Source organism: Marinobacter sp. bablab_jr008 (assembly GCF_016464145.1).
Classification (GTDB): Bacteria; Pseudomonadota; Gammaproteobacteria; order Pseudomonadales; family Oleiphilaceae; genus Marinobacter; species Marinobacter nauticus.
Genome location: NZ_JACDWW010000077.1, coordinates 122385 through 149126 on the forward strand (window position 1 = coordinate 122385; position 26742 = coordinate 149126).

The 26742-nt window shown below is 58.6% G+C and carries 21 protein-coding genes; 9 read left to right on the plus strand and 12 right to left on the minus strand.

From position 1 onward, the window contains the following. Positions 1-65: 65 nt before the first annotated feature. From JIF53_RS16385 to JIF53_RS16405, 5 genes are all read right to left on the minus strand, one after another. Positions 66-1100 carry a hypothetical protein gene (locus JIF53_RS16385; RefSeq protein WP_153741371.1) on the minus strand — a complete coding sequence of 345 codons (1035 nt, stop codon included), beginning with the start codon at positions 1098-1100 and terminating at the stop codon, positions 66-68. A gap of 129 nt (positions 1101-1229) precedes the next feature. Further along, the gene (locus JIF53_RS16390; RefSeq protein ID WP_011785562.1) at positions 1230-2180 is read right to left on the minus strand and encodes a DegV family protein; all 951 of its coding nucleotides are present in this window, start codon (positions 2178-2180) and stop codon (positions 1230-1232) included. Between the two features lie 117 nt (positions 2181-2297). After that, entirely contained in the window at positions 2298-3116 is an 819-nt protein-coding gene (locus JIF53_RS16395) for a metal-dependent hydrolase (RefSeq protein ID WP_011785563.1), read from the minus strand. A gap of 241 nt (positions 3117-3357) precedes the next feature. After that, positions 3358-4734 (minus strand): solute carrier family 23 protein, encoded by a 1377-nt coding sequence (locus JIF53_RS16400; RefSeq protein ID WP_022990961.1) that lies wholly within the window; start codon positions 4732-4734, stop codon positions 3358-3360. Positions 4735-4825: 91 nt separating this feature from the next. Then, positions 4826-6454 carry an acyl-CoA synthetase gene (locus JIF53_RS16405; protein ID WP_153741370.1) on the minus strand — a complete coding sequence of 543 codons (1629 nt, stop codon included), beginning with the start codon at positions 6452-6454 and terminating at the stop codon, positions 4826-4828. A gap of 148 nt (positions 6455-6602) precedes the next feature. Between JIF53_RS16405 and JIF53_RS16410 the strand changes: the two genes are divergently transcribed. Both JIF53_RS16410 and JIF53_RS16415 read left to right on the plus strand, forming a co-directional pair. After that, positions 6603-8114, plus strand: coding sequence for a PAS domain-containing sensor histidine kinase (locus JIF53_RS16410; protein WP_153741369.1), 1512 nt, complete (start codon positions 6603-6605; stop codon positions 8112-8114). Further along, positions 8114-8764: a response regulator transcription factor gene (locus JIF53_RS16415; RefSeq protein ID WP_153741368.1), complete on the plus strand. Its 651-nt coding sequence runs from the start codon at positions 8114-8116 to the stop codon at positions 8762-8764. The genes JIF53_RS16410 and JIF53_RS16415 overlap by 1 nt, the downstream gene beginning before the upstream one ends. Here JIF53_RS16415 and JIF53_RS16420 read toward each other — a convergent pair. Then, on the minus strand, positions 8752-10167 hold the full coding sequence (locus JIF53_RS16420) for a PLP-dependent aminotransferase family protein (protein ID WP_153741367.1): 1416 nt from the start codon (positions 10165-10167) through the stop codon (positions 8752-8754). The genes JIF53_RS16415 and JIF53_RS16420 overlap by 13 nt on opposite strands. A gap of 205 nt (positions 10168-10372) precedes the next feature. On the opposite strand from JIF53_RS16420, the gene JIF53_RS16425 reads away from it, so the two are divergent. Genes JIF53_RS16425 through JIF53_RS16435 form a run of 3 tightly spaced genes read left to right on the plus strand, consistent with a single transcriptional unit; the run spans position 10373 to position 12720 of the window. Continuing rightward, a complete protein-coding gene (locus tag JIF53_RS16425; RefSeq protein WP_153741366.1) occupies positions 10373-10678 on the plus strand; it encodes a hypothetical protein in 306 nt (101 codons plus the stop codon). Continuing rightward, on the plus strand, positions 10675-11484 hold the full coding sequence (locus JIF53_RS16430) for a PhzF family phenazine biosynthesis protein (protein ID WP_153741365.1): 810 nt from the start codon (positions 10675-10677) through the stop codon (positions 11482-11484). The genes JIF53_RS16425 and JIF53_RS16430 overlap by 4 nt, the downstream gene beginning before the upstream one ends. A gap of 45 nt (positions 11485-11529) precedes the next feature. Continuing rightward, positions 11530-12720, plus strand: a complete 1191-nt coding sequence (locus JIF53_RS16435) for an NAD(P)/FAD-dependent oxidoreductase (protein ID WP_153741364.1) — start codon at positions 11530-11532, stop codon at positions 12718-12720. Positions 12721-12726: 6 nt separating this feature from the next. On the opposite strand, the gene JIF53_RS16440 is transcribed toward JIF53_RS16435, so the two are convergent. The 3 genes from JIF53_RS16440 to JIF53_RS16450 form a co-directional block, all read right to left on the minus strand. Beyond that, positions 12727-14178, minus strand: coding sequence for a phospholipase D family protein (locus JIF53_RS16440; RefSeq protein WP_227548957.1), 1452 nt, complete (start codon positions 14176-14178; stop codon positions 12727-12729). 109 nt (positions 14179-14287) lie between these two features. Continuing rightward, complete coding sequence (locus JIF53_RS16445; RefSeq protein WP_113878871.1) at positions 14288-15226, minus strand: universal stress protein; 939 nt, start codon at positions 15224-15226, stop codon at positions 14288-14290. Position 15227: 1 nt separating this feature from the next. After that, positions 15228-16715, minus strand: a complete 1488-nt coding sequence (locus JIF53_RS16450; RefSeq protein ID WP_153741362.1) for a SulP family inorganic anion transporter — start codon at positions 16713-16715, stop codon at positions 15228-15230. Between the two features lie 169 nt (positions 16716-16884). Here JIF53_RS16450 and JIF53_RS16455 point away from each other — a divergent pair, with 169 nt between their 5' ends. Beyond that, complete coding sequence (locus JIF53_RS16455; RefSeq protein ID WP_022990968.1) at positions 16885-18165, plus strand: MgtC/SapB family protein; 1281 nt, start codon at positions 16885-16887, stop codon at positions 18163-18165. 4 nt (positions 18166-18169) lie between these two features. Here the strand turns inward: JIF53_RS16455 and alkB are convergent, their stop codons facing one another. After that, the gene (alkB, locus tag JIF53_RS16460; protein ID WP_153741361.1) at positions 18170-18820 is read right to left on the minus strand and encodes a DNA oxidative demethylase AlkB; all 651 of its coding nucleotides are present in this window, start codon (positions 18818-18820) and stop codon (positions 18170-18172) included. Between the two features lie 90 nt (positions 18821-18910). Here alkB and JIF53_RS16465 point away from each other — a divergent pair, with 90 nt between their 5' ends. Next, positions 18911-21727, plus strand: coding sequence for an HD domain-containing phosphohydrolase (locus JIF53_RS16465; protein WP_199453380.1), 2817 nt, complete (start codon positions 18911-18913; stop codon positions 21725-21727). Between the two features lie 49 nt (positions 21728-21776). Further along, positions 21777-22559: a co-chaperone DjlA gene (gene djlA, locus JIF53_RS16470; protein WP_199453382.1), complete on the plus strand. Its 783-nt coding sequence runs from the start codon at positions 21777-21779 to the stop codon at positions 22557-22559. A 9-nt stretch (positions 22560-22568) separates the two neighbouring features. Here djlA and JIF53_RS16475 read toward each other — a convergent pair whose 3' ends face one another. Beyond that, positions 22569-23177 carry a methyltransferase family protein gene (locus JIF53_RS16475; RefSeq protein ID WP_023009343.1) on the minus strand — a complete coding sequence of 203 codons (609 nt, stop codon included), beginning with the start codon at positions 23175-23177 and terminating at the stop codon, positions 22569-22571. A 188-nt stretch (positions 23178-23365) separates the two neighbouring features. Here JIF53_RS16475 and JIF53_RS16480 point away from each other — a divergent pair, with 188 nt between their 5' ends. Next, the gene (locus JIF53_RS16480; protein ID WP_199453384.1) at positions 23366-24811 is read left to right on the plus strand and encodes an amidase; all 1446 of its coding nucleotides are present in this window, start codon (positions 23366-23368) and stop codon (positions 24809-24811) included. On the opposite strand, the gene JIF53_RS16485 is transcribed toward JIF53_RS16480, so the two are convergent. Continuing rightward, positions 24802-26634, minus strand: a complete 1833-nt coding sequence (locus JIF53_RS16485; RefSeq protein WP_228285591.1) for a diguanylate cyclase — start codon at positions 26632-26634, stop codon at positions 24802-24804. The two genes, JIF53_RS16480 and JIF53_RS16485, sit on opposite strands and share 10 nt — an antisense overlap. Positions 26635-26742: the final 108 nt, after the last annotated feature.

Here is a 26742-nt window from a genome sequence, read left to right on the forward strand (position 1 = left end):
CCGAGCGCAAACGAAAAAGGCCGAAGGCATCACCTCCGGCCTTTTTTGATTGGCCCTGATGCGTTTCAGCCAGCGGCCGCCAGCAGCTTTTTCGTCGCCGCCGAACGATAGAACGGTTCCAGCCTGCGCCGCAACAACGCTTCCAGATAGCCCTCCTGCCGGAGCAGATCCACCAGCGGCAAGCCCACCGCTTCAAGTTCCGTGACAATCACTTCCCGCGTGACGCCGATATCCGCGAGCAGGTTCATCACCGGTTGGTTACCATAACGGGCATACAACCCCTCCACTACTGCCTGAACGCAGCCCTCAAAATACGGGGTCTGGCGGAAATGCAGCCAGAAGTCATAGCCCAGCACCACAAATTCCTGCAGCTGAACATCACCCAGTCCGTCCTGCAGATCCTCGATGGTTCGGTCTTCGAGAGACACCCAGGCCGCCATGACAGTGTCACGCAGCTCGTCATCACTCAAAGCCTTGTGCAGGAACTGCTCACTTCGGGCAATCAGGCTCGGCAGGCTGTCCGAAAGCCAGGCCTTGATGCGGCGTTCAAAGGTCTCATCCAGCCCCGGCACCGCCTTGTTAGCCATTTTCTTGCCGAACTTCATCATCGAGCCCACCCCGGGTACTGAGCGGGTAATCAGATTATCCTCGTAGAGGTAGTTCACCAGGCCGTGATAGACCACATTCGACACCAGCTCCTGATAAACCGGGTGAGCCATAATCTCACTGATCACCCGTTCCCGCTGATGGCGCAACTCCAGGGCTTCCTCAACAAACGCACTGGCCTGCTCACGGGACAGAATATCGCCCAGTCTGGTCTGGCTCTGAACCGGGGCCTTCAACACTTCGGTTGCCAGGTTCGCTGCCAACTCCGGAATGCCGGCATCCAGCTCCATGCTCACCACCACCCGCCGGATCAGGCCCATAATCTGCTCGGCACTAACCACACGCTCCAGGGTCACGCTATTGGCATACTCCAGCAGTTCGTCCACTTCCTGATGCAGGAACTTTTTCAGTTTGGCGCCTTTCAGGGCATTCAGCTCGTGCCGAACGTGGGCTTCAAGTAATTGGTCCGCCAGGGTTGAGGTGGTCTCGGTCATAAGCCTGTTTTCCTTTGCCAGGTTTTCTTGTCTGGCAAAGAGGCTAACACGTTCCGGGGTAAGGCGGGTTTGCCCGAACTACACCTTCAGGCGTGATACAGGGCCAGTCTGGCGACCGGCCCGTTCGATTTACTGAAAATCACTGAACTCGTGAGGCTCCGCGGCCAACGCCAGGCAGATACTGCCCGGCCCCACATAAATGGCACTGGTAATACCCATCTGGGACAACAACAGCTCAACGCCGTTCTGCTCACACGCGTCTCGAAGGCGATTCAGGCCCGGCAGATCCTCGATCTCGGTCCAGCTCAGGCCACAGGAAAGGCTGACATACGGCGTCAGCAAACCCGCTTCCACCCGGGCGACCGCGTAATTCATCACCTTCTCTACAGCCATGTCGAAGTTACGGGTCTTGGCAACCGGTTTGCCTTCCACACCCTGCCCGAAAATCACCGGGATGATGTTCAGCGCCTTACCCAGGAAAGCCGCCACCGCAGACACGCTTTTGTCACCTCGGCGCCGGGCGCGTTCACGGATGTAATGCAGATCCCGGGGAATGACACAGGTGTAGATTTTGTCGGTGAAGGTTTCCACTTCATGGCGAAGCGCATTCTTCGATACTTTCTGGCCAATCAGCTTCAGCGTGTGAGCCGCCAACAGCCCCTGGCCGGCAAAGATCTGTTTGCTGTCGATCACCCGCATGGAAAATTTGCCATCCCGGCCTGCAGCCTTGCGCGCCTCTTCATAATGCGCCATCACAGAGTTCATGGCTTCAGATGCGTTCTGGTAAATCAGGCTCCGGCTGCGGGTAACAGTTTCGCAGATGGCGACATCAAATTCGGTGACAATTTTTTCCATGAAAAGATCATGAATCTGCTCGGCGCTGAACGCCTCCGTTTCCGCCTGGTGCCCCTTATCGAGCAGGCCGCTCTGATAGAACTCCTGGGTACGGACAGGATCGTGGTTATCGATGTAGGTCTGGCCATCAATTATGGCCGTGACGGGCAGCACAAACAGGTCGTGTTTGCGGGCGAATTCATAGGGTAGATCACAGGCGCTATCAACGATCAGACCAACTCGCATGCTGAATGTCTCCGGATTCGGGCGTGTCCTCTGGCGGGAGCGCCCTTTTTTATGATTATTTTGCAGCGCCCCAGTGTTACACAGGCTGATGAAAATTTCAGCAAACCGGGAACCGGATCAGGCTTCCAGTTCCCTCAGATTGGCTTCCAGCAAACCGCGATTGTCCTGCTGCCACGGGTGGAAATCCCGCCGGAAATAGGCCAGAAAATCCGGCAGGCACTTGCGCAGAACCCCCGGTTTTCCCCACAGGAAATTCAGCCCGCCCAACCAGGTTCTCAGGCTCCAGAGCTTGCCGTCGGTTTTCAGAAGGCTGCAGGTATTAAGGAAGGTGTAGCGGAAGAAATTCCAGGTTACGAACAGGAACACGATCCGGCGAAGCTTGTCATTGCCAATACAGGCACGGTATACGTCGAAGGCCACCGACTTGTGTTCGGTTTCCTCAATGGCATGCCAGCGCCACAGCCTCTTCATGGTTGGAGTCGCCCCTTCCATCCACTCCGGGTGACTGAGAATGGCGTTGGCCAGAACGGCCGTGTAGTGCTCAGCACCACAAGTCCCGGCCAGCTGCCGACTCGGCGGCAGGCGCCCGACCCACTCCATATGTTTGCGGAACCGTTCGTCCAGGGCATCAATATCGTAGCCCCGGGCTTTCAGAGCCTCGTTGTATTCCTTATGCTCGCGACTATGCAGAGCCTCCTGGCCGATAAAGCCCTTGATCTCCTCCTTCAACTTGGGATCGGTAATCTGATCCCGGTAGAGCCGGACTGCGTTGATAAACTGTTGCTCGCCATCCGGAAACTGCAGGGACAAGGCATTGAAAAAGGCCGTTCGAAAGGCATCGTTACCATGCCAGAGCGTTCTCAGTTCGGTACGAACATCGAACCGCAGGTGCCGGGGTTTGACCGTGACACCATCGGGGGTGGAGCTGATCGTCATGGCAGCCTCCTGTGGTCTGTTTGTTGTTATCGGGAGTTTGACTGCGGGTAATTTTTAACCAACGGAACCAGTTTACCCCCAGGTAACCGCAAACCGGAAGGCATACCTCAAGAATAAAAGACGCTTTGTCACAATATGACAACTTGTCAGAACCCCGACCAGAAACAAAAAAGGGAGGCGCTCAGGCCTCCCAAGGACACACAGTGGGTAGATGCCGCCGCCGAACACAGCGGCATCAGGTTCAGTGCTCTTTAACCGGCTCCACACCCGGTGCTTCCGGATCTGGGGTAAAGCCGAGAATGTGAGTGCGCTCAATCAGGAAATACAACACCGCACCGGTGGCCAGGCCCCAGCCTGCGCCGTAGACCGCAAGTACCACACCCATGGTACCGGCGATACCGCGCTCGGTGTTGTTCTCCAGCTGTTCCAGACCCACCATCAGGCAGATATAGCCGGTCAGCAGCAGTGTCAGCGACAGCGCAATCGGCAGCACCGGCTGGAAGAAGCTCACCAGCGGCAGCACAAACAGTGCGATAAAGCCTGTAATCCAGAAGGTGCCACCACCGCTGTAGATGGAATCCATGGCATTACGGCCGTACTTGTAGCGCTCGGCCATGGTGGCGGTCACCGCCGTCCAGATCGGGCCAGCCAGGCCAGGGTATGGCGCGAAGAATGCGTGGCCGCCGTTACGGATAGCGGTCACCAGGTGCACACGGTCCACGCTGTTGTCGATGTCTTCGTCTTTGCGCAGGTGGTCGACACGATTCATCAGGGACTGACCCACCACGATGTCACCGAAGGCAATGACGTAGGCAATGACTGCGGTCGGAATCGCATACAGAAATACATTCAGATCCGGGAAACCAACGCTAAACGGCAGGTAGTTCCACAACTGGTCGAACGCCGGCTTGGTGATCCCCCACTCCACGTTCGGCACATCGTATTCGCCGGTGGCAAAGCCCACCAGAATGGCCACCACCATGCCCGGCACCATGCCGTAGTTGGCAATCTTGCGGGCCAGCACGTTCTTGTCGACAAAGCCTTTGAACGAGACCGAGAACATCAGATACAGACACACCAGACCACCCACGATCAGGGAGATCGGCGTGTTGGCCAGGCGGCCGCCGGCCTCGATTTCACCCATCAATGCCGCAATACCGGCACCAATAATGATACCGCCCTTCATCGAGCGCGGAATCCAGTTAACCAGTTTGCTGCCCAGACGGGTCACGCCCAGAATCAGAAAGATCAGGAACACCAGGAACTGCAATGCAAACAGCGCCTGGATGGCCTCAGGGCCGGGTTCATAATCGGAAAGGAACAGCAGCACCACCGGAATACCCGGGGTAATCCAGCCGGGCACCAGAGGCACACCCAGCAAGGCTGGCAGCATAAAGCCGATACCGCAGATCACCACGTAAGCCAGGGCCACGTCGTAGGGAACACCGAGATATTTTTCCAGCAGCGGAATCATGGCCAGACTGACCACAAACATGATCAACGCCTGCACCATCTCCGCGAATTCCCAGCGGTAATGGACAAACGGCAGTCGGACTTTAAAGGGACCAGCAGGCCAGTACGGCTGCTCTTCACCATTCTTTCTGTGGAACATTTGCATAACGATACCTCCAGACACCGTATTTCAGATGCCAGCCTGTGTTGTTTTTGTGGAGAGGTTGGCTGCGCCAGCGGCGCAGCCGTTCAAGGAATCAGTTCAGCTCTTTGGCCTGGTCCCTCAGTACGAACTTCTGGATTTTGCCCGTTGAGGTCTTTGGCAGGTCGGTGAAGACCACGGTCTTCGGCACCTTGAACCGGGCCAGATGCTCCCGGCAAAAGTTGATGATGTCTTCCTCGGAGACATCGCCGGCCTCCGGTTTCAGGGTAACGAAGGCACAGGGTGTTTCGCCCCATTTTTCGTCCGGACGGGCCACCACCGCCGCTTCCATCACCGCCGGGTGACGATACAGCGTGTCTTCCACTTCGATGGTGGAAATGTTCTCACCCCCGGAAATAATGATGTCTTTCAGACGATCCTTGATTTCCATGTAACCGTCTTCGTGCCAGACCGCCAGGTCTCCGGTGTGGAACCAGCCGCCCCGGAAGGCTTCTTCGGTGGCTTTGGGATTCTTCAGGTAGCCCTTCATTACGGTGTTGCCGCGCAGGAAGATCTCACCGATGGTCTTGCCGTCTTTAGGCACCGGCTGCATGGTGTTCGGGTCTGCCACCATGGTGCCTCCCAGCGTGTGATAACGCACACCCTGGCGAGCCTTAACCTTGGCACGTTCCTGCAACGGCAGCTCGTCCCACTCGGATTTCCAGGCACAGACGGTGACCGGGCCGTAGACTTCGGTCAGGCCGTACACGTGGGTCACCTTGATGCCCATTTCCTCAATGGCACCGATCACCTGCGCGGGGGGCGCAGCGCCGGCGGTCATCGACTTCACCTCGTGGTCGATCCCCGCCTTGGCAGCCGGAGAGGCGTTCAGCAGTGCGTTCAACACAATCGGTGCACCACACATGTGGGTAACCTGATGGTCACGAATCAGCTGCAAAATCTTCTCCGGGTCTACCCGGCGCAGGCACACGTGGGTACCGGCCATGGCGGTAATGGTCCAGGGGAAACACCAGCCATTGCAGTGAAACATCGGAAGCGTCCACAGGTACACCGGGTGCATGTCCATGGACCACACCGTCTGGTTGCCCAGCGCGTTGATGTAGGCACCGCGGTGATGGTACACCACGCCTTTGGGATTACCGGTGGTGCCGGAGGTGTAGTTCAGTGAAATGGCATCCCACTCATTATCCGGGAAACTCCACTGAAACTGCGGGTCCCCTTCCTGCAGGAAGGCCTCGTAATCCAGATCGCTGACCTGAACGCCCTCACCATATTCCGGGTCATCCACGTCAATCACCAGCGGCTTGTGCTCCAGATGGCGCACCGCGTCCTTGATCACCTGACCGAACTCCCGGTCAGCAATCACCACCTTGGCTTCGCCATGCTCCAGCATGAAGGCGATGGCTTCGGCATCCAGGCGAACGTTCAGGGTATTGAGCACGGCACCGATCATAGGGATGCCGAAATGGCACTCCACCATGGCCGGAATGTTCGGCAGCATCACGGCAACGGTGTCGCCCCGGCCGATTCCACGGCCTTTCAGGGCAGATGCCAGGCGCAGACAACGGTCGTAGGTTTCAGCCCAGGTGCGGCGGATAGCACCGTGAATAATGGCCGGGTAATCCGGATACACACTGGCCGTGCGCTCGATAAAATCTATGGGGGATTGAACAGCGTAGTTCGCGTCCCGGGGCTCTAGGCCCTGGTCAAAGATCGACGTCATTGGCGTGGTCCTCTAACTCGGATGTTGTTCTTATGGCGTATTCAGAAGAATCGCTAAAGCAGCTATAATCAGCATTGCCGAAAATGGTAGACCACAGCAAAATTACTAGAAACTCTACCATGGTATTATGGGAATACTTCTATAAAACATGACAGATCCCAACAATTCTCGACAAATCAATCTCCTACTGGACAGCGACCCGCAACCCACGCTGATTCTGGCAGCCGACGCCACGGTATCCGACTGCAACCGTGCCACCCGTGAGTTGCTCACTATCAGTAAAGCACAGACACCAGATGCTTTGTTACCGGTAAACACTCAGGCGCTGGTGCAGGCGGCCATCGGCCAGGGCCGGGCCATTGAGGATGTGGAGTCACGGTTCAGTGATCGAATCGTTCTGTGGAGCTTTATTCCCCTGCCAGAGGGCACGCAGGTTCTGGTGCGCGGGCGCGATGCCACCAACGACATTCGGGATCAGGAGCAGGCGGTCCGCTCCAACCGGCTTTACCGCCTGATCACTGAGAACACCACCGACCTGATCTCCCGCCATGCCCCGGATGGCCGTTTTATCGACGCCACGCCCGCTTCCTGGCGGCTGCTGGGATACTGGCCCGAAGAGCTGCGCGGCAAAGCCCTGGAAGACGTTTTCCAGGGGGAGAATCTGGCCGAAGAGCTGGCACAAACCCGCCACCGCCTGCGGGAAGACGGCTACGCCACCCTCACTCTGGAACTCCATCACCGGGACGGCAGCCGCCGCTGGTTCGAAATTGCCAGCCGGGCCATCCGCGAGACATACACCGGTGCCGTAGTCGAAGTGATCAGTGTCTCCCGTGATATTACGGCCCGGGTAGAATCGGAAGAGCAGAACCGCCGACTGGCAGACGAGCTGGCCCATACCGCCCGCCTGGCCACCCTGGGCGAGCTCGCCTCGAGCATTGCTCATGAAATGAACCAGCCGCTGGCCTCCATCGTCAATTTCGCCAGCGCCAGCCAGCGTTTTCTCAAGGAAGCGGACAAACATCCGGACCGTCTGCTGAAAGTGGACGACGGTCTGCAGAAGATCGTACATCATGCCAACCGGGCCTCAGAAGTCATCAAACGGCTACGAGCTTTCCTGCGCAAGGGCCAGAAGCGCATGGCACCGGTCTCGCTCAATGCCGTTATCAGCGACGTAGTGAAACTGTGCCAGTGGGAAGCTGAAAAAAACGGGGTCCGGTTACAGGAGTATCTGGCCGCCGATTCTCCCGTGATTACCGCAGACCCGGTTCTGCTGGAGCAGGTATTGATCAATCTGGTCCGTAACGGCATAGAAGCCAATGTCGAAGCCCGTGGCGAAACCGGCCGGCTGTCCCATATCGTGGTGACCACCTGCATCAACGATCAGCGCGAAACCCTGATCCAGGTCACCGACGAGGGCACGGGCCTGGATGACGAAGGCATACGCCAGATGTTTCAGCCGTTTTTCACCAGCAAACCCAAAGGCCTGGGGCTCGGGCTTTCCATGAGCCGTTCGATTATCGAAGGTTTTGGCGGCTTTCTCGACGCCATACCCGCCGAAACCGGCGGGCTGTCATTGATCTGTCGATTCCCGCCTAACCAGCACCGACTCGCCCCAAATCGCACCGCAGATTTCGCACATCCGCCAGGAGAAAAACCCTGATGCCAGACACGCACAACACGGTCTACGTGGTCGACGACGACGCCGGCATGCTTGAATCCACCCAGTGGCTACTGGAATCAGTGGGGCTGAAGGTGAAAGCCTACATCGATGGCCGCCAGTTTCTTGATGCGGTGGAAGACCAGCGCCCTGGCTGCGTGGTTCTGGATATCCGTATGCCGGGGCTGGGGGGATTGAACGTACAGGAAGAGTTGCAGAAACGAGGCCTGGACGTGCCGATCATCTTTGTTTCCGGCCACGCCGACGTGCCCATTGTGGTACGGGCCTTCAAGTCCGGGGCTTTTGACTTCATCGAAAAACCATTCAACGAACAATTGTTGCTGGACAGTGTGCAACAAGCCCTTCAGGACGCCGACGATCCTGTACCAAACGCAACGCCTGCTGCCAGTACCGAAGCATTGATTGCCAGCATGACCCGCCGGGAAAAGGATGTATTCCTGCCCCTGGCCCAGGGTTACACCAGCAAGGAAATTGCCGAGCAGCTGGATGTCAGCGTCAAGACCATCGACCTGTACCGGGCCCGGGTGATGAAGCGCCTTGGTGCGGAGCGTCTGCCAGACGTGACCGGCCTGGCCATTGCCGCGGGTCTGTTGAACCCGCTCGAACTCAGGCCGCCCGCTCAGCCAGAATGACGCTGGACTTCGTGGGCCAGGGAGCCAAGTCGTATCACCGCGGTCTCCAGCCGGTCTGTCCAGGGATTGCCACCGTTCAGTCGCAGGCAGTTCTCGAACTTGTTGGTGGTTGAGAACATCAGCCCCGGTGCCACGTTGATGTTTTCGGCCCGGGCGCGCCGATACACTTCAGTACCGGACACACCGTCCGGCAGCTGCACCCAGAGCACAAACCCTCCCTGTGGCCTGCTGACCGCCGTGCCCTCCGGGAACGACCGGGCCACGGACGAACGCAGCCGTTCGGTCGCCTCCCGGTAGTGTTGGCGGGCAGCCCGCAGATAGCGATCGTAACCGCCCTGCTCCAGAAAATGCGCCACCGCCAGCTGTGGAATGGACGAGGTTGCCAGGTTGACAAAATATTTGTGCTGGCGGGCACTGGCCATGTGCCGGCCGGGAATCATCCAGCCCAGTCTCAGGCCCGGTGAAATGGTTTTGGAGAAGGAGCTGCAGTAGATCACGTTGTCTGCGCGATCAAAGGCCTTGGCCGGCCGCGGTCGCTCACCGGTGTGGTACAGATCGCCATAGATATCGTCTTCAATCAACGGCACATTGGCAGCCGCCATCATGGCCACCAGCTGCTGCTTGCGCTCGTCCGTCATCCGGGCGCCCATGGGATTACTGTGGTTCGGCACCACCACACAGGCTTTCAGGGGCCACTGCTCCAGGGCCAGCTGAAGCCCCTCCAGGCTGATACCATCGGAGGGATGGGTTGGAATCTCAATCACCCGGAGCCCCACCACCTCCAGAGCCTGCAGGATTCCCGGAAAGGAAGGCGATTCCACCGCCACAATGTCGCCGGGCTGGGTGACCGCTCGCAGGGCCAGGATGATGGCCTCCTGAGCACCATTGGTGGCGAGCACATCGTCTGGCGAAATCGGCACGCCGAGGCTGGCCATGCGTTGGGCAATCTGCCGGCGAAAGGATTCCTTGCCGGGGAAGGCGTAGTCCAGGGTTTCCAGGCCCCGCCGGGCAGCCCACAAGGTGCTCTGCTGGATCTGCCGCAGCGGCAGGTAATCCGGGTGCGGTATGGCGGTTGCCAACGGCACCATGCGCTTTTGCTCGTCCGCGCACAGATCCAGTGTCATTTCCCGGGCAGACACCGGCAGCGGCTGGCTGCGTTGTTCCGACATTCTGGGTTCCGGCACGTCCCTGGCAGGCAACTTTACGAAATAGCCACTGCGCTCCCTGGCCTGCAGATAGCCACGGGCTTCCAGCGTCTGGTGGGCCTGAAGCACTGTGGAAATGCTGACACCGAACTGGCGGCTGAGCACCCGAACCCCGGGCAACCGCTCACCCTCCCGGTAAACGCCATCACGGATCAGCCCCTGCAGCTGATCTGCTACCTGATTATAAAGCACACCCATGGTCTTCTCCCTGTTTGCAGTGGCCAATCAAGGTCTATTGCAGCAGATCCGGCGTCAATTCAGGCAGTACAGATTGGCTACTTTTCGGCCAGCACAGTTCAGATTACAGGTTATCTGTACCGATTCAATGCCTGGCTAACTGAATCTGTTATGGCAACACGGATAAGCGAACAATAGAGCCATCCACTGAAGAGGGAGTTTCACCATGGCACACGCACAGCAAGCCCACGAGTGTTTTAATCAACAACCGGATAGACCCAGAGCCAGTCGGAAGGATCTGTTCAACCTTGCCGGTGCAGACGCTACGACAGGCAACGGTCTCCACCTCAAAACCATACAAGGGCTGGCCCGGGATGGTATCCGGGTAATCCCGGCCGGCCACAACCACTGGATTCTCACCGGCAACCGCCCGCTGCCGGAAGTCCACTGCTACAGTGAGCAGGAATTACAGCGCTTCGCCCGTTCGCCAGCCAGACATTATCTGACCAACCTCAACAGGGAGAACCTATGAACACCACACCGATTTATCAGGTCGATGCCTTTACCAACACCCTGTTCGGCGGTAATCCGGCGGCCGTTATGCCGCTGGACCAATGGCTGCCAGACGAGCGGATGCAGGCAATAGCGCTGGAGAATAACCTGTCGGAGACTGCGTTCCTGGTGCCGTTGCCAGAGTCTGACCGGGCGGATTTTCACATCCGCTGGTTCACCCCTGCGGTGGAAGTACCGTTATGTGGCCATGCCACACTGGCCTCGGCGTGGGTGGTGTTCAACCGGCTGAGCTGGCCGGCCGACACCGTGAATTTTCACTCCAGAAGTGGTCCATTGGCTGTTACCCGCCGGGCAGAAGGCTGGCTGGAGCTGGATTTCCCGAACCTGCCCTTCGAGCACAGGCCAACGCCGGCGCTGATTCTGGAGGCTTTGCCTGGGGCACCTGGCGAGTCTTTCTACGTGCCTAACGACACCAATTACATGGTGGTGCTGGATTCCGAAAACGAGGTGCGGAGCGCAACTCCGGACAACCGCAAACTGGCCGAGCTGGGCAACCAGGGCCTGATTGTGACCGCGCCGGGAACGGACTGCGATTTTGTCAGCCGCTATTTCGCTCCCGGCGCCGGTATCGACGAGGACCCCGTGACCGGTTCCATCCACAGCGTGTTGGTGCCCTACTGGGCTGAGAAGCTTGGTAAAACGGGACTCAGGGCTCGCCAGGTTTCTGCCCGCGGCGGCGAACTGCGCTGCGAGCTCCGGGGCGAGCGGGTCGCCATCTCTGGCCAGGCAGCCTTCTACATGGAAGGCTCCGTTCACCTGCCGTGAGGCTGGTATACTGCCCGGCGTTTTTCACCAACGGCGGGTAGTATCATGGCAGGTTCATCCTCAGCGTATGACGTAATCATCATCGGCGCCGGCGCAGCAGGGCTGATGTGTGCGGCAACCGCCGGCTACCGTGGTCGGCATGTGCTGGTGCTGGACCATGCCAACAAACCGGGCAAGAAGATTCTGATGTCCGGCGGCGGGCGCTGTAATTTCACCAATCTGAACAGCACACCCGCCAATTTCCTCTCGGACAATCCCCATTACTGTATCTCGGCGTTGAAGCGGTACACGCCCCAGGATTTCCTCGAACTGGTGGATCGACACGGCGTCGAGTACGAAGAGAAAGCGCCCGGTCAGTTGTTCTGCCGGGACAGCGCCAAAGATGTCCTCAATGTTCTGCTGACCGAATGTGAATGGGCGGGCGCGGAGATCCGGCTGAAGACCCAGATTCAGAAGGTACGGGAGGTGGCCGGTGGCTATCAGGTTGTGACCGGCAGCGGCGTGCTGAGCTGCGAATCTCTGGTGGTTGCCTGCGGCGGCCTGTCCATTCCCACCATGGGCGCGACCGGATTCGGTTATGAGCTTGCCAGAAAATTCGGGTTGAACATTCTGCCGACCCGGGCCGGGCTGGTGCCCTTTACCCTGCAACCGGAGCTGAAACAGCAACTGGCACCACTCTCGGGCGTCAGTTGCCCTGTGGATGCCCACTGCCACAACCAGCATTTCCGCGAGCCCATGCTGGTGACGCACCGGGGGCTGAGTGGCCCGGCCATGTTGCAGGTGTCCAGCTACTGGCGGCCGGGGGATGAGGTGCACATCAACCTGTTGCCCGGCCTGCGTATTCAGGAGGACCTGCTGGCACTTCGCAGGCAAAAGCCGCAATCCACTCTGGCGCAGTATCTCAACCAGCATCTGCCCAAACGTTTTGCCCAGGCATTTAATGAACTTCAGGGCTGGCAGGGCCCACTTCAAGGCTGCAGCAATCAGGACATCGAGCAGATTGCCGACACTCTGGGCAACTGGACGGTGAAACCTGCCGGCACCGAAGGTTATCGAACGGCAGAAGTGACCCTGGGCGGAGTTGATACACGCCAACTCTCCTCCAAAACCATGGCGGTTCTGGATCGGCCGAACCTGTTTTTTATTGGCGAAGTGGTGGACGTGACCGGGCACCTGGGTGGTCACAATTTCCAGTGGGCCTGGGCGTCCGGTGTGGCTGCCGGCAACGAAGCCTGAGCCCCGCTACAGGTATTTCTCGATAGGCAACCACGACAGCATCCGCGACATGGCCCGGCGCCAGAAACCCACCTCCGGCTCGTGCTGCACCTCCTGCCCCTCTGACCGCCAGACCAGTTCATCCTGGCCATTCAGCTCAACCCGCCAGCTGTTCCGGGGCTCCATGGCGTAACGGATATCGTCCGCCACGGCACCGGCGAGCTCCGGGCTTTTGATCACCAGCACCGTCTCGCCATTGAGATAAATGGAACGCAGATTCACGTTAAAGGAACCGATAAACAGGGTTTCCCGATCAAACACCACCGCTTTGGAATGAAGGCTTACCTCACCGCCGTCACAGGCCGCGCTGGCGGCCACCCAACGTTGGCAGGCAGGGGCATCCGATCGCAATTCGTGCAGCTCAATACCCTGTTCCAGCATCGCCCGGCGCCAGCGGGCATAACCCGAATGATTGGTCACCAGATCATTCGTCGCCAGGGAGTTGGTCAGTGCAGCGACCTCCAGGCGACCGTTGCCAATTCCGTCAACCGCTTTCAGCTGGTTGTCGGTGAGGATCAGATACGCCGATTCAATCAAAATCTCGGAGCGAGCGTCCTCTACCAGTTCATACAGGGCTTGTGCGGTTCGCTGGGGAGCCTCTGCGGGGGCATCCGGGTCTTCGGGAGGCGGATCAAACACCAGTTCGGCGGGTGCGGAAACGGTGTTGGCAAACAAGGTCGCCAGATAGGTTCTTGCCGTTTGCCGGTTTCCTGGGGGCTCGATCTGGTAATGCCGCGAGGCGGCAGATTCAATCAGGACGCTGAGCTTCGGTTGTGCCTGTTCAGGCTTGGGATAAAGCTCTACCAGCGGCAAGGTCCAGGGACTGTCCCAGTAGGCCTCAAAATTGGCGGTCATGTCCTCCGCCAACGGCCCCAGCACCAGGACATCGCGGTCCCGGAAGTTCAGTGTCGGATGCTGATCGAAGTACTCATCCCCGATGTTCCTGCCCCCGGCAATACCCACAAGACCATCCACCACAAAGGTTTTGTTGTGCATGCGCCGGTTGATGCGATCAAAGTCAGTGATAAACGAGAGCCAGCGACCGAATCCATCCCGGGACCGGGATGGATTGAATATACGCACACGGATATTGGCATGGGCATCCAGCAGGGCGAACAGGGATTCCTTGCCAGCAACATTAATGTCATCCAGCAGCAGGCGAATCACCACCCCGCGATCAGCGGCCGCAACCAGACGGCTGGCCAGGTAACGCCCACTGTCATCATCGTTCCAGATGTAATACTGGGCGTCGATGCGCTGGTTGGCGGTCTCGATCAGAGCAGCCCGGGCCAGAAAGGCATCCTGGCCGGTATTCAGCAGCTTCACCGCCGGCAGCCCGGAGCCGACCCGCTCCTGGCTCTGTGACTGCAGAAAAGCGTCTGGCTCCGAGGCGACCGGTATTGCCGGCCCGTGTTCCATCGGCTTGATCCCTCCTGCACAGCCAGCAAGGACAACCAGGGATATCAGGGGCAATAACCTTCTGATCATCGGCTTCCCCTCTCGGCTGCCTGTGAGCAATGGTTGCTCCTTATCTGAGAATAACCAGCGGCTTGTGCGCGGTTTTCAGCATGGTGGTTGTTGTACTGCCCACCAGAAACTGGCGGATTCGCGAGTGGCCGTAAGCGCCCATCACCAGAATGTCGATGCTGTGCTCTTCCTGATAGGCGTGCAGCGTGGGCTCCACATCGCCAGCGCGGATAGCCAGCGTGATCTCAACACCGAGGCCTTCCAGCATTTTTTCCGCTTTTTTCAGTTGCTCCCAACGATCGGCCGTGTCGGCTCCAACCATCACCAGGTGCAAAGGCATGCCCCGTAACACCGGGCTGGCCGCAATCATCTCAATGCCCTTGAAGGCGGTCGCGGAACCATCAAAGGCCACCATGGCACTTTTCGGCTCGCTGTATTCATCTGGCACCAGTAGAATCGGACGATGCACACTACGGATCACGGTCTCAAGCTGGCTACCGATGTGCACATCGCGATCGGAACTGCTTTCACCGTGCAACCCCATCACAAATAGCCGGGTTTCTTTTTCCAGCGCGGTCAGAGCCTCGGCCAGGTTGTCATGGCGCTGGCGCTTGACCGTCTCGCCAATACCCGCAGTTTTTACCCTGGCCTCTGCTTCGTCCAGCATGTGGTGGCCATGCTCCAGGGCAAGCTTGGAGCGCTTACGGTCCAGCTCCGCCAGCTCATCCAGCAAATGCTCGCGGCTGCCAAGGCCGATGCTGCCAGCCAGATCCGGCTCGGCCGGATACCGTTCTTCATCCAGAACATGCAGCAGCATCAGCGGCGTGTCCATGTGGCGGCTGGCCCAGGCGGCAAAGTCGCACACCGCGGGGGCAGCCCGTGAACCGTCAATACACGCCACAATTCTCAACTTGTCTGCCGTCATAGCTGCCTCGCCTTGCGCCTGATTCTGGCTGTTATTATTGCTGCGAATGTCAGAGTTTTCTTTGGTCTGAGTCATATCAGTGCCCCATCAGCTGGTCAACGGCGTCGGGCTTGTCGTGCACCCCGAAGCGGTCAACGATGGTGGCACTGGCCTCATTCAGGCCAATCACTTCCACATCCGCACCCTCACGGCGGAACTTGATCACTGCCTTGTCCAACGCGCCAACGGCGGTAATGTCCCAGAAGTGCGCGCGGCTGAGGTCTATCACAACATTGTCCACCGCTTCCTTGAAGTCAAAGGATTCCAGGAATTTTTCCGAGGAACTGAAAAACACCTGGCCCACCACGGTATAGCGACGGGTGTCTGTTGCCTCGTCCAGCTCGGAGGTCACCAGCATGTAATGGCCAACCTTGTTGGCGAAGAACAGGGCCGCCAGCAGGACACCGGCCAGCACGCCGAAAGCCAGGTTGTGGGTGGCGACGACCACAATGACCGTAACCAGCATCACGATATTGGTGGACAATGGATGCTCCCTGAGATTACGGATGGAATCCCAGCTAAAGGTACCGATGGAGACCATAATCATCACGGCCACCAGGGCGGCCATCGGAATCTGCACCAGCCACTTGTCGAGCACAAGCACCAGAATCAGCAGAAAGACCCCGGCCGTGAGCGTGGATAAACGTGTGCGACCACCGGATTTCACGTTGATGATGGACTGACCGATCATCGCGCAGCCTGCCATGCCGCCCAGCAAGCCGGAACCGATATTGGCAATGCCCTGGCCCTTGCACTCGCGGTTACGGTCGCTGGTAGTGTCCGTCAGATCATCGACAATCGTCGCCGTCATCAAGGATTCCAGCAGCCCTACCACGGCAAGACCGAGTGAGTAGGGCAGGATGATCATCAGGGTTTCCAGCGTCAGCGGTACGTCTGGCCACAGAAAAATCGGCAAGGTATCCGGCAATTCCCCCATATCACCTACGGTACGAATATCCAGCCCCATAACCATGGAAACAATGGTCAAACCGACGATGCAAACCAGCGGAGACGGAATCAACTTGCCCACAGTGGGTATCAGCGGGAAGAGATAGATAATAGCCAGACCAGCGGCGGTCATGGCGTAGACATGCCAGGTCACATTGGTGAGTTCCGGCAACTGGGCCATAAAAATCAGGATGGCCAGAGCGTTCACGAACCCGGTCACCACTGAACGGGATACAAACCGCATCAAGCCGCCCAGTTTCAGGTAGCCGGCGGCAATCTGGATCGCACCGGTCAGCAGGGTTGCCGCCAGCAGGTATTGCAGCCCATGCTCTTTCACCAGCGTCACCATCAGCAGCGCCATGGCGCCGGTGGCCGCCGAGATCATTCCCGGGCGGCCACCTACAAAGGCAATAATCACGGCAATACAGAAGGAGGCATACAAGCCCACTTTCGGGTCAACCCCGGCAATGATAGAGAAGGCAATCGCCTCCGGAATCAGTGCCAGCGCAACCACGGTTCCGGCGAGTAAGTCGCCGCGGATGTTCGAAAACCAGTTCTGCTTGAGTGCGTTTGTCATGGTCAGGGGTGTCGCTTTCAATTCCTGGGGATATCAGATCGGGGCCGCGAAGGGTACCAGAAACCGTCCTGAAAGTATGGCCAGACTGGCCATCCAGACAGACCGGGGGTGCCGCCGGGGCCGCTAATTGCCTAGAATGCGTTTAAATAATCTTTGTGGTGACAAATACATGGACGATGTAGCAAGCCAGTTCCTAAACGCCAACCAGACCACCATCAATCTGGCCGTGGCCTTGCTGCTCGGGGCCATCATTGGCCTGGAGCGGGGCTGGGATGCCCGGGAGCAGAAATCCGGGGAACGCATTGCCGGTATCCGCACCTTCTCACTGGTCGGGCTGTTGGGCGGTATTGCCGCCGTATTGTCGGAGCAGATTACCCCCTGGGCCTTTCCGGTATTGCTACTCAGTGTAGTGGCCATGGGGCTGGTGGCCTACAGCGAGCGCCTGGAACACATCCGCAATTTCAGCATTACCGGCATGGTCGGCATGTTGTTGACCTTCTGTTTTGGCGCCGTTGCCGTGGCGGTGGATCCGGTGATCGCCACCGCTGCTGCGGTGGTCACCGCCATCATTCTGGACAACAAGGAAGAAATCCACGGCTGGGTACACAAGCTTCAGGCCAGCGAACTGGACGCGGCCCTCAAACTGCTCTTGATCTCGGTGGTGATGCTGCCTCTGCTACCAAACGAGGCCATGGGCCCGGGTGGCGTGCTGAACCCCCGGGAAATCTGGTGGATGGTGGTGATGATCGCCTCCATCTCATTTGTCGGTTACTTTGCCATCCGGGTTGCCGGAGCCCGCAAAGGCATTCTGTTCACCAGTCTGTTTGCCGGATTGAGTTCATCTACCGCCCTGAGCCTGCACTTCGCCCGGCAATCGGCGAAGAATCCCGACTTCAGCCCGCAGTTTGCTGCCGGCATCCTGATTGCCTGCGGCACCATGTTCCCTCGGATTCTGGTTTATTGCCTGGTCATCAACAAGGCACTGCTACCCAGCCTGATCTGGCCGGTCGCCATGATGACCGCCCTCCTCTACGTGCCCGCGCTGATCATTTGGCGCCGCAACGCCCGGCAACTGCAGGTGAGCCAGCCCACCATGAACCAGAACCCGCTGGATCTCTCTTCCGCACTGGTGTTCGGTTTCTTGCTGACCGCCATTCTGTTACTGGGGGAATTCCTCAAGAATGCCTTTGGCGATGTCGGCATTTACGCCCTGGCCGCCACCTCTGGCGTGGCGGATGTCGATGCCATCACCCTGTCTCTTACCCGGATGTCCAACGATGGCCTGGGCATGGATGCAGCCGTGCTGGGGATTGTCATCGCGGCAGCGGTGAATAATCTGGTGAAATCGGGCATCGCCTGGAGTATCGGCAACCGACAAACCGGTCTGCTGGTGGCTGGCCCGATGGTGTTATCTCTGGCCGCAGGCCTGTTGGTGGCCTGGCTGCAATAAGGTATCAGCCAGCCTTACGGAAGGTCAGATTGTAGCGGGCCGAGCCGGTCACCGGGTGTTCACCGGCTTTCAGAGTCAGGACGCCGTGGTAACGCAAACGGGCCGGGCCGCCCCAGACCACCACATCACCATGTTCCAGCAGAATACGCGCGGGGCGGTCGCTGCGCTTGAGTCCACCAAACTGAAACACAATGGGCAGGCCCAGAGACACCGACACAATGGGCCAGGCAAAGTCTTTTTCGTCCTTATCCTGATGCAGTCCCATTTTGGCCCCAGGCTGATAGCGATTAATCAGGCAGGCATCCGGGTCAAAGCCGGGAAATCCCGCTTCCCGGGCCGACTTGCGGGCCAATGAGACAAAGCTTTCGGGCATGGCCGGCCACCGAAGCCCGGATAACGGATCCTGGGGCTGGTAGCGATACCCTGTCTCGTCAGTCACCCACCCCAGGGGGCCGCAACAGGTCATGGCGGCCGACATCTGATGGCCACCCGGCGTTTTCATATGGCGGAACGGCGCGAGTCGCGTCACCTGATCTATATCTCGCATCAAGGCCTGCTGGTGCTTCACGGCATGACGCCGTAGCACAACCACGCCCTCGTCAAAGGCTTCCACTGTCGGTTGATCATTCAACCCGGAAAACAGATCTGGCGTCATAAGCCACCCGTTTATCTTCTGAAATCAGAATAACGCCCGCAGAGCGTCTACACTTAGAGAACCCTTCATCCGTCGCTGGATCCCGACGCTGTGAGACAGACAAAACTGCCACACAACAAACAGACCGCCCGGGTATCACTGGCATTCCTGATTGCGTCTGCCATCACCCTGGGAATGCTGATACTGGCCATAACACTGGTGGCCCAGAGTTATCGGGGCATGGAACAGGCCAAGGTCACCGCTGCCGCCGCCACTGCCCGACAGCTGGCTCTCAGCGTGGACGATCGTATCAATGCCATTACCCAACCGCCGGCTACGGCGCTGGCCTTGTTGCGGCACGACCCACTCACCCGGAGTTCCACCCTTGAGCAACGACGGCAACGCCTGCCGGTGATTGCCGATGTGCTCACCAGCAGCGATATTGTCAGTGCGGTATACGCAGGCTATGACAATGGCGATTTTTTCCTGTTCCGTAAGATTCGCAGTTCGGGCTCACTCCAGTTTCCGGACGCCCCCGCAACCAGTCGCTATCTGCTGCAAAGCCTGGAATACCAGGGCAACCTGCGCAAGGGCATCTGGCAATTCTATAACAGCGACCTGGAACTGCTCGAACGCCGCTCGCTGCCGGATTACGACTATGATCCCCGCCAGCGCCCCTGGTATCAGGCAGCCAGGGCCGGAGATTCACTGCAGCTATCAGCGCCCTATGTGTTTTTCACCACCCAGGAAACCGGGCTGACCCTGTCTCAGAGGGCCGCCAGTATCCCGGGTACCGTGCTGGGTGTTGATGTCACCGTGACCGACCTGGGCTCGCAACTGGCGGAGCTGAAACAGACCCCAGGCAGCCGGCTGGCCATTGTCAGCGCCTCCGGGGAACTGCTTGCAGACGCCGACGGTAACACCGAGCCCGATGCCGTGATCCGCCAGGTGCTTGAGCCTGGCACCAACCGGGAAATCCGCCGCTTTCAGCAGCAGGGCCGTGACTGGTATGGCATGGCCGAGCGACTTGGAACCCTGCCCGATGAAGCACTCTCCGTGGTTGTCGCCATTCCCTCGGATGAACTGCTGGCCGATGTCTGGGCCGCCCTTGCCCGCCAGACCGCGATCGCCGGCGCCATAGCGCTTCTGCTGTTGATACTTGGCTGGTTTATGGGGCGCCAGGTGGGCAAACCCCTTGAACGCCTGACCGACCGGGTCAGCAGCCTCTCCCGCTTCCGCTTTGACACGCCAATCCGTTCGGAGTCGCATATCCGGGAAGCCTCGGAGCTCAGCATTGCCCTGGATGACATGGCCCGCACCATCCGAAGCTTCCAGAACATCGCCACGGTGCTCAACCGGGGCCAGGACCTGAACCAGTTGTTACGCGACATTCTTGACCAGATCATCGCCATCGTCAGCCAGGAAAGGGGCGCGATTTACCTGTACAGCAGCCATGAACATAAGCTCGACCTGGCTGTTAACCGCGGACTTGAACTGCCCGCCAGCCTGCCAGCCATCAACCAGGCGGCAGACGATAACGAGATCATTCGCCAGCTAAGAAACCACATATCCGGCCACCCGGTGTTTGCCATCCTGCGTAATCGACGCAAGAAACTCATTGGTGCATTGATCATCGAAATGGAAGTGGGCGACCACACCCACCTCAGTGATGACCTGATTGTTTTCGTGGATGAAATTGCCGGCTCCGCCGCAGTTGCCATCGAAACCCGTGAACTGATCGAAAGCCAGCAGGCCCTGCTCGATGGGTTTATCCGCCTGGTGGCCAGCGCCATTGATGCCAAGTCGCCCTACACCGGCGGTCATTGCGAGCGGGTCCCCAAGCTCGCCCAGATGATCACGGAGGTGGCAGAGCAGGCATCGGAAGGGCCTTTTGCCCATTTCCGCATGAACGAAGACGAACGTTACGAATTTCACCTGGCGGCCTGGTTGCACGACTGCGGCAAGATCACCAGCCCGGAATATGTGGTCGACAAAGCCGTAAAGCTGGAAACCATCTACAACCGCATCCACGAAATCCGGGCCCGCTTTGAAATCCTGCACCGGGATGCCGAGGTCCGTTACCTTCAAGCCTGCCTGAATGGAGAAGACCCGACCCAGGCTGCCCGTTACAGAGATGAGGCCCAGGCAAAACTGCAGGCTGACTTTGGCTTCCTGGCAAACGCCAATGTGGGCAGTGAGTCCATGTCGGACGAGGATGTAGCGCGCATTCGCCAGATCGGAGCCCAGACCTGGCAACGCCATTTCAGTGACCGGCTGGGCCTCTCCGGGGATGAGCAGCAAGCCCTGGCGGATTCTCCGGAAGCGGCACTGCCCGCCACCGAGCCACTGCTGGCAGACAAACCCTGGCATATTCGCACCTGGGGCGACCGGGTGCCTCCGGTCCAGCGGGACGACCCGCGCAATCTCTGGGGCTTTGACATGAAGCTGCCTGAGTATGCCGATAACCGGGGAGAACTCCACAATCTGACCATCCAGTACGGCACCCTGACGGAAGAAGAGCGCTTCCGTATCAACGAACACATCGTGCAGACCATCTGCATGCTGGATGCCCTGCCCCTGCCAGACCGTCTGGCCCGTGTGCCCCGGCTGGCCGGCACCCACCACGAGCGTGTGGACGGCAAGGGCTACCCCTTCGGCCTGAGCGGTGAGGATATGAGCATTCCCGAGAAAATCATGGCCGTAGCTGACATCTTCGAGGCGCTGACCGCCGTGGATCGCCCTTACAAGCAGGGCAAGACACTGTCTGAAGCGCTGAACATCATGGATAACATGACCAGACAGGGCCATATAGACCGGGACGTATTCCTGCTCTTCGTGCGCTCCGGAACCTATCGGCGCTACGGTGCCCAGCACCTGAAGGCCGAGCAGATTGATGCCGTGGATGAAAGCCTGTTCATGAAGCCCTGACCAAAAACACGTATATTCTCAGGACTGTTTACTCAACGAAGGATAGAGAATGCTGTTCGCAATCATTTTTGGCGGTCTGATCGGTTATGTCTTTGGTCGATTCCCCGGCTTTCTGGTTGGCGCAGCCATTGGTGCGTTCCTGTTCCAGCGCATGAAAAGCCGACTGCTGGGCAAGCTTCAGGGGCTGCAGGCCGGTTTCATTGAATCCGTGTTCGCGGTGATGGGCGCCCTGTGCAAGGCCGATGGCGTGGTCTCACGGGATGAAATCCAGATGGCAGAGGCCATGTTCGTTCGCTTTCGCCTGAACGAATCCCAGAAAGCCATGGCCAAGGAAGCGTTCAACCGGGGTAAAGCATCGGACTTCGACCTGGATGCCGAACTCCAGCGCTTCATGCGGGCGTCCGGCCGCCAGCCGGTGCTGTTGCAGATGTTTCTGCAGGTACAGGTGTCTGCGGTTGCCGCAGACGGGCAGGTACATCCGGCCGAGCACGAAATGCTGGTTCGTATCGCCCGTGGGCTGGGGCTGCCGGAAAGTCAGGTCGACCAGCTCGAAGCTATGCTGCGTGGTGCCCATGCCGGCCAAGCGGGCGGTACCCGCAATTATTCCAGCAGCCAGCAGATCGATGATGCCTACAAGGTTCTTGGCGTCTCGCCAGAGGCCTCAGACGCCGAGATCAAGCGCGCTTACCGCAAACTGATGAGTGAAAACCACCCGGACAAACTCGCCGGACGCGGCTTGCCGGAAAGTATGCGGGAAATGGCGGAAGAACGAACCCGTGAAATCAGCCACGCTTACGACGTGATCAAGGAAGCGCGGAACAAAGCATCCTGAACCCGACAGTCAGAACCAGCGGGGCACCCGTTTGCAATAGGCCTCGTACTGTTCATCAAAACGCCTGGCCAGGGCTTTCTCTTCCTCCCTGGCCTGGCGCATGATCACCAGCACGCCAGTCACCAGGCACACCAGCGAAAACACGCTGGGCAACGCCAGAAAGAACCCCAACTGCCCCGTCATCACCGCCAGAAACAGCGGGTTCCGGCTGCGACCAAAAGGTCCATCGGTCAGAAGGTGCCCACTGCCATGCTGGTCATCAATGCCGGAACGCCAGTCCTCATGCATGTAGGCCTGCAGATAGTTCACGGCGGTGTAGGAAACCAGCAGAAGCACAGCCCCGGCCAGTAACACCGGCCAGTGGTACAGCAGGGGGAAAACGCCCAGCCAGGCGTCCAGATCAACCCAGATCCTGGCCAGGCAAACCAGCAGAATCGCAGCCCGGAACAGGTTAAAGGTGTGGCGATGCCACCAGGTAGCCGTACCGGCCCTGCCATAGTTGATGTGAGAGAAGCCTAATCGTGAATACAGGCCGAGCGTACGGGCTGCAAACTGCAGACCAATCATCAGGAAAAAAACGCCGAGAAAAACCCGGACAGCTGGCTCGATCAGATCCATTATTCATTCTGGTTCAGTAGGTTGGCAAACAGCTTACTGTGCTTGAGGCTGCATTGAAAGAGACACCGATCAATCCTTTGCTGCCATATTTTGCACCCATTTTGTGACGCCATACCTGAAATGACATAACGTCACGTTTAAGCCTGAGTTATGTTAGTAAGCCTCTGTTTTTGCTTTCAGGAGCCGCCATGAATCAGCCACCCAGTACCCGCTTCCATTGTTTCCGCAACGACGCGATGGCCGACAACGACGCTACTGCACTTGCTGAACGGATTCGTTCAGGCGAGGTTTCGGCGCAGGAAGTGACGGCGGCGGCGATAGAGCGGGCACAGCTGGCGGCGCCGGTGATCAATGGTGTAGTGGCTGAACGTTATCAGCCAGCGCTGACACAGAGCCAGCGACCGGACGCCCAGACTGGCCCCTTTGCCGGTGTACCTACTTATATCAAGGACAACACAGACGTTGAGGGTTTGCCCACCGGGCACGGGTCACAGGCGGTCACGCCCCGGGTGGCCAAAAGAACCAGCCCTTTTGCCGAACAGATGCTGTCCCAGGGCTATATTTGCCTGGGCAAGTCCACACTGCCGGAATTCGGTTTTAACGCCTCAACTGAGCCCGCCCAGGGAGACCCGACACGCAACCCATGGAACCTGGACTATTCCTGTGGTGCTTCATCCGGCGGTGCTGCCGCCCTGGTCGCAGCCGGCGTGGTGCCCATCGCCCACGCCAATGACGGTGGCGGCTCTATCCGCATACCGGCTGCCTGTTGCGGGTTGGTAGGCCTGAAACCTACACGAGGCCGAGTAGTGGATAACGATGCCGCCCGGGATTTACCCGTCAACATCATCAGTGATGGCGTCGTCACGCGTTCAGTGCGCGATACCGCCGGCTTCCTGGCGTACGCCGAGTCCTGGTTCAAGAACCGGAAACTACCCGCCATCGGGCATGTGCAGGGCCCCTCTGGCCGACAATTGCGCATTGGCCTGGTGCTGGACTCCATCAACGGCCACCCCACCGACCCGGAAACCCGGCTAACCGTGGAGCAGACGGCCCGCTACCTGGAAAAGCTGGGGCACATTATCGAGCCCATGGATGTGCCGGTCGCCAGCTCATTTCCGGATGACTTTGCGCTTTACTGGGGGATGCTCGCGTTCGGTGTAAAAGCCCGCGGTAAGAAGCTCTATCACCCGGATTTCGACAAATCCCGAGTGGACGGCCTGACCAATGGCCTCGACAAAATGTTCCGCCGCCAGTTCTGGCGCCTGCCCGCTGTCATCTGGCGGCTGAAACGCTCCTGGCACGACTATCAGAGGCACATGAATGATTATGACGCGGTGCTGACCCCCGTCCTGGGACATACCACACCGCCACTGGGCCATCTGAACCCCGGCGTACCTTTCGATACCCTGTTCGAACGGCTGACCCGCTATGTGAGTTTTACGCCGCTGGCCAACGCCACAGGTGCTCCGGCTATCGCCTTGCCTATGGGGGAAAGCAGCCAGCACCTGCCCATTTCGGTGCAGTTTATGGGTCGGCATGGCGATGAGCGAACGCTACTTGAAATTGCCTACGCGCTGGAAGCCAACCACCCCTGGCCCACTCTAAGCCAGGCAGCCCGGTCAAATCAGGCCTGACAGACTGCCTGGTCCTGCCCGGCCTGGGTATTTGCAATTACCCGGTTGCGGCCCTCCGCCTTGGCCTGGTAAAGCGCGCCATCGGCGCAGGCAAACAACGCTTTGGTGGCGTCCGCCCGGGCGGGCGCGCAGCTGCAAACACCGATACTGACGGTCAGATGAAGTACCTGATCGGAGACCCGGAAAGCTGTTTTCTGAATCTCCTCGCGGATTCTCTCGGCGACCCGAACGGCGCCCGCTTCCGGAGTGTCTGGCAACAGGACAACAAACTCCTCGCCGCCGTATCGCGCGGCCAGATCCTGCGGCCGGGTGACGTGACGTTTGATGCAGTCGGCGACCATTTTCAGACAATCATCGCCAACGAGATGTCCGTAGGTATCGTTAAAGCTCTTGAAGTGATCAATATCTACCACCAGAAGCGACAGTGTCTCCTCAAACCGATAGGCATGGACCACGTCAGCCTGAAACTTTTTGTCAAAGTGCCCCCGGTTTTTGAGTCCGGTAAGGGGATCCGTCGCACTCAGTTCCAGTAGTTGTTCGTTCAGGGATTCCAGGTCGCGGGTCCGCTCCTGCACCCTCTCTTCCAACAGGGCATTAGCCTCTTGCTGAACACGCAACGATTTTTCCTGGGCCAGTCGAGCTTTGCGTTCCTCACGCAATAACTTCTGCTGGGCCGCAAACGACTTCTTCTTCTCCCGGTTCAGCCTGTCGGCCAGCGCAAGCGATAACAGAATCACGCCAAGGGCCGAGCCAACCTGAGTGGCATTCTCAGTCAGCAGGTTCCTGGGCAGCATGGTAAATTTACTCAGCGCCAATACGATGCCCCCGAACAGCATAAAAACCCAGGCTACCGTGTAATACCGGGCAGCTGGGTCACGCTTCAGCCAGCGCACCACACTCAGCATAAGCATGGTGGAGCATCCTACAAAGGCAACCATAATCGTCGGAAGAATCATCAGCCTGTAGGGAATAAGAAGGCCCGCCAGAGCAAGCAGGCCGGCCGTCATGATCATCGCCATCGTCCACCGGTTCAGCCACGGGTGGTTTTTTCTTGTCACACTGATGAAGCGAATACTGAAGGCCCCCCCGAACAGCACCACCAGATTCAGGAACACAATAATGGATTGGTCGTTCCACCAGGTCGCCTCAGGCCAGAGGTACTGGAACGCCACACCGTGCAGTGACGCCAGGAAAAGCGGCATCGCTGCAATATAGCCCACGTAGTAGAGAAAACTGCGCTCTCCCACAGCCATGAAGACGAAAAGGTTGTAAAGCATCATCACCAGGACGATGCCGTAATAGATCCCCTCAAACAGGCTACGAGCCTGTTCAGCCGCGTAGAAGGCATCCTGCTCCCAGAGCGTCATGGGCACCTGCATAGAGCTGGTGGTGTCCACCCGAAGATAAACCGTTGTGGACGATTCCGGGGGCAGCACCAACGGGACAATGAAATTGCGATGGTGGATCGGCCGATCGTAGAAAGGACGCTTATCCCCAAGGATCAGCGGTTCAAGCAGCTTCCCCCTGACCTCACGGTAGATCTCAATATGGTCCAGGACAGGGTAACCGATCTCCAGAAAATTACTGGCTTCCGATTTCAGGGTATTGGTCAGCTCAACGCGGAACCAGTAGATGTCGTCGCCATAGCCGAGACTGACGCTGTCGCTCCCGTTCCCGGTCCAGGCCTGGGCCGGCAAACCACGAACGTCTTCGATCGACCGGGCGCCCTCTTCCTTCCAGTAGTCGACGAAACGGGAGAGCTCCAGTCGCTTGGAGAACTGGCCCCACTCCACCGATTCGGCACTCGAAAGAGACGGTGCCAACAAGCAACACAGCAGACTGAATAAGACAAAGAGCCTTGGCATATGAGTCTCTGGCGTCATGCGCCTTTCTTATTGGTTATAAGCTTACAAAGGAGTATGCACCAAGGT

Coding starts and splice junctions, on each gene's coding strand:
- JIF53_RS16435 (WP_153741364.1), top strand. CDS start 11,530: ATGGCAGGTTCATCCTCAGCGTATGACGTAATCATCATCGGCGCCGGC.
- JIF53_RS16430 (WP_153741365.1), top strand. CDS start 10,675: ATGAACACCACACCGATTTATCAGGTCGATGCCTTTACCAACACCCTG.
- JIF53_RS16445 (WP_113878871.1), bottom strand. CDS start 15,226: ATGACTCAGACCAAAGAAAACTCTGACATTCGCAGCAATAATAACAGC.
- JIF53_RS16390 (WP_011785562.1), bottom strand. CDS start 2,180: ATGCGAGTTGGTCTGATCGTTGATAGCGCCTGTGATCTACCCTATGAA.
- JIF53_RS16395 (WP_011785563.1), bottom strand. CDS start 3,116: ATGACGATCAGCTCCACCCCCGATGGTGTCACGGTCAAACCCCGGCAC.
- JIF53_RS16410 (WP_153741369.1), top strand. CDS start 6,603: ATGACAGATCCCAACAATTCTCGACAAATCAATCTCCTACTGGACAGC.
- JIF53_RS16480 (WP_199453384.1), top strand. CDS start 23,366: ATGAATCAGCCACCCAGTACCCGCTTCCATTGTTTCCGCAACGACGCG.
- JIF53_RS16425 (WP_153741366.1), top strand. CDS start 10,373: ATGGCACACGCACAGCAAGCCCACGAGTGTTTTAATCAACAACCGGAT.
- JIF53_RS16400 (WP_022990961.1), bottom strand. CDS start 4,734: ATGCAAATGTTCCACAGAAAGAATGGTGAAGAGCAGCCGTACTGGCCT.
- JIF53_RS16405 (WP_153741370.1), bottom strand. CDS start 6,454: ATGACGTCGATCTTTGACCAGGGCCTAGAGCCCCGGGACGCGAACTAC.
- JIF53_RS16455 (WP_022990968.1), top strand. CDS start 16,885: ATGGACGATGTAGCAAGCCAGTTCCTAAACGCCAACCAGACCACCATC.
- djlA (WP_199453382.1), top strand. CDS start 21,777: ATGCTGTTCGCAATCATTTTTGGCGGTCTGATCGGTTATGTCTTTGGT.
- JIF53_RS16450 (WP_153741362.1), bottom strand. CDS start 16,715: ATGACAAACGCACTCAAGCAGAACTGGTTTTCGAACATCCGCGGCGAC.
- alkB (WP_153741361.1), bottom strand. CDS start 18,820: ATGACGCCAGATCTGTTTTCCGGGTTGAATGATCAACCGACAGTGGAA.
- JIF53_RS16415 (WP_153741368.1), top strand. CDS start 8,114: ATGCCAGACACGCACAACACGGTCTACGTGGTCGACGACGACGCCGGC.
- JIF53_RS16475 (WP_023009343.1), bottom strand. CDS start 23,177: ATGGATCTGATCGAGCCAGCTGTCCGGGTTTTTCTCGGCGTTTTTTTC.
- JIF53_RS16420 (WP_153741367.1), bottom strand. CDS start 10,167: ATGGGTGTGCTTTATAATCAGGTAGCAGATCAGCTGCAGGGGCTGATC.
- JIF53_RS16385 (WP_153741371.1), bottom strand. CDS start 1,100: ATGACCGAGACCACCTCAACCCTGGCGGACCAATTACTTGAAGCCCAC.
- JIF53_RS16440 (WP_227548957.1), bottom strand. CDS start 14,178: ATGGAACACGGGCCGGCAATACCGGTCGCCTCGGAGCCAGACGCTTTT.